At 58.3% G+C, this 3,440-nt stretch carries 1 pseudogene; it reads right to left on the bottom strand.

From position 1 onward, the window contains the following. Nucleotides 1-92: 92 nt before the first annotated feature. Nucleotides 93-3,440 (bottom strand): annotated as a pseudogene (locus B2W96_RS04895) (pyruvate carboxylase); the annotation flags it as partial.

Below are 3,440 nucleotides of genomic sequence, written 5' to 3'. Positions count from 1 at the left end.
CGCGAAAAAATTTTTTCGCGTCCCGTCCAATTTCTTCAAAATGCCAGGAATCTTCTTTGTGCATTTTGACTGTTTATACCGCTATCGAACCGTTATCGTATGGTCAAAAGCAGTTGTCCGCCCTTCACAGTCTCTCCTTCGGCCACCTGAACAGCCTCCACCGTGCCCGCCATGCGGGCAGTAATGGCGGTTTCCATCTTCATGGCCTCAATGGTAATGAGGGTCTGGTTCACCTCTACGGTGTCCCCGGCCTTCACCTGCACCTTGCTCACTGCGCCGGGAATCGACGCGCCCACCTGACTCTTGTCCTCCGGATCAGCCATGGGAACCTTGACGATGTTCTTCTGGGCCTCCGCGTCGGGAACCTGCACGTCCCGGCGGATGCCGTTCAGCTCAAAGCTGACGGTACGCATCCCCTCGGCATCCACCTCGCCAAGGCCAAGATACTTAATCATCAGGGTCTTGCCGTCGGCAATGTTGACCTTGTGCGTCTCCCCCACGGCCAGACCGTGGAAAAACACATGGCTGCCCAGCCGGGTGACGTAGCCATACTCCTTCTGATCCCGCTTATAATCCCGATAAACCTTGGGATACAGGCAATAAGAGATGATGGACCGGTCAGCGGGCTCGGGGTCGAATTCCAGCATTTCCTTGCGCACCGCCTCAAAGTCCACCGGCTTCAAAAGCTCGCCGGGGCGACAGGTAACAGCTTTCTTCCCTTTCAGAACCGCCTTTTGCAAATCCTTGGGAAAGCCCCATGCAGGCTGGCCCATCATGCCGGAAAAATAGCTCACCGCGCTGTCGGGGAAAGCGAGGTTTGCCCCCTTTTGAACAATGTTTTCCGGCGTCAGGCCGTTCTGGGTCATAAAGATAGCCATGTCGCCCACCATTTTGCTGGAAGGGGTTACCTTTACAATGTCGCCCAGAATATCGTTGACCTTCCGGTAGTTCTCCTTCACGTCCCGGAACCGGTCCCCCAGCCCCAGAGATTCCACCTGCGGCTTGAGGTTGGTATACTGTCCGCCGGGAATCTCATAACGATAAATATCGGTGGCGGGACATTTAATGTCTGCCTCGAAGGAATCGTACCGGGTGCGCACGTCCTCCCAATAGTCCGTCAGGTACTGGAGCCGCTCCAAATCCATGCCGGTGTCCCGCTCGGTGCCCTGAAGCGCGGCAACCACGGCGTTCAGGGACGGCTGGCTGGTCAGCGAGCTCATGGAGGAGATGGCAAGGTCCGCCACGTCCACACCCGCCTCCGCCGCCATCAGCACCGCGGCAACCTGATTGCCGGAGGTGTTGTGGGTGTGAAGCTGAATGGGAATGCCGATCTCCTGCTTCAGCTCGGAAACCAGCTTTTTGGCGGCGTAGGGCTTCAGCAGGCCCGCCATGTCCTTGATGGCCAGCATATGTGCGCCCCGCTTTTCAAGCTCCTTTGCCAGATTGATATAATATTTTAAGGTATACTTGTCCCGGGCCGGGTCCAGAATGTCCCCGGTGTAGCACACAGCGGCCTGACAGAGCTTGCCCTGCTTCAGCACCTCGTCCATGGCCACTTCCATTCCGGGAATCCAGTTCAGAGAGTCGAATACCCGGAACACGTCCACGCCGTTGATGGCGGCCTGCCGCACAAACTCCCGAATCACGTTATCGGGATAATTGGTATAACCCACGGCGTTGGCTCCCCGCAGCAGCATTTGCAGCAGCAGATTGGGGGCCTTCTCCCGAATCATGTTCAGCCGCTCCCAAGGGGATTCGTGGAGGAAGCGGTAGGCCACGTCAAAGGTCGCGCCGCCCCAGCACTCCAGAGAAAACGCGTCCGCCTCAATTTCAGAGGTGGCCTCCATGCTCTTCACAATGTCCCGCGTGCGAACGCGGGTGGCAAGCAGGGACTGGTGTGCGTCCCGGGTGGTGGTGTCGCAGATAAGCAACTTTTTCTGCTCCAGTACCCATTTTGCAACGGCTTCGGGGCCTTTTGCGTCCAACATCTGCTTTAATCCGTCGGGCCGCTCGCCGGTGACGGGAGGATAGCGGGGATCTTCATAGAGCTTCTGGGGACCCTGCTCCTTCACCACGATGTTGGCGATGTATTTCAGCATCTTGGTGGCCCGATCCTGCCCCTCGTCCAGCTCAAACAGGCTGGGGGCTTCGTCGATATACTTGGTGTGGCAGCCGCCCGCGCGGAACACCTCGTCATGGAGAATGTTCAGAATAAAAGCAAGGTTGGTTTTCACGCCCCGGACGTGCACCTCCCGCACGGCGCGGATGGCCTTGCGGCACACGCCCTCGAAGGTAGAATCCCAAGTGGTGACCTTCACCAGCAGGGAATCATAATAGGGAGAGATCACCGCGCCGGCATAGGCGTTTCCGTCCAGCCGGACGCCAAAACCGCCGCCGGAGCGGTAGGCCGTGATTTTTCCGGTGTCGGGAGCAAAGCCGTTGGCCGGGTCCTCTGTGGTGACGCGGCACTGGATGGCGTATCCGTTCCGGTGCACGTCGGACTGCTTTTTGATGCCGATGCGGGGGTCGCTGAGGGGACAGCCCTGCGCAATCAAAATCTGAGAGCGCACAAGGTCCACGCCGGTGACCATTTCGGTGACGGTATGCTCCACCTGAATGCGGGGATTCATCTCAATGAAGTAGTGATGCCCCTCCCTGTCCACCAGAAATTCCAGCGTTCCAGCGTTGGTATAGCCCACCCGCTTGGCGATTTTCACCGCGTCGTCATACAGCGCCCGGCGCACCTCCTCTGATACGGAGAACGCAGGGGTGAACTCCACCACCTTCTGATACCGCCGCTGGAGAGAGCAGTCCCGCTCGTAGAGATGGACCACGTTTCCATGCTCGTCTCCCAGCACCTGAATCTCAATGTGCTTGGGCTGAACCAGAAACTTTTCCATGAAGATGTCGTCGTTGCCAAAAGCCTTTTTGGCCTCGGACTTCACAAGGTCGTAGTTAACGCCCACTTCCTCCACGGTGTCGCACCGGCGCATACCCCGCCCGCCGCCGCCGGCGGCGGCTTTGAGAATCACAGGGAAGCCAAACTCCATGGCAAGCTTCTGGGCTGCCTGCCGGTCAGGAATCGGGTCCTTGGTCCCGGGGGTGGTCGATACACCGCACTCAATGGCCAGTGCCTTGGCGGACAGCTTGTCGCCCATCATATCCAGCACCTTGGAATTGGGTCCGATAAACTTGATGCCCGCTTCCTCGCAGGCCCGGGCAAAATCGCCGTTCTCGCTCAAAAAGCCATAGCCGGGATGGATCGCGTCCGCCCCGTGCTTTTTGGCCAGCTCAATGATGCGGGGAATGTCCAGATACGCCCCCAGGGGACTTTCGTTCTCCCCGATGAGATAGGATTCGTCCGCCGCCGTGCGGAACAGGCCGTACATATCCTCGTTGGAATAAATGGCAATGGTCTACAAGCCCAGATCGTGACACGC

The sequence above is a fragment of the Oscillibacter sp. UBA6647 genome (assembly GCA_002455655.1).
In the GTDB taxonomy this organism is placed as follows: Bacteria; Bacillota; Clostridia; order Oscillospirales; family Oscillospiraceae; genus Oscillibacter.
This window is presented reverse-complemented; position numbering and strand designations above follow the sequence as displayed.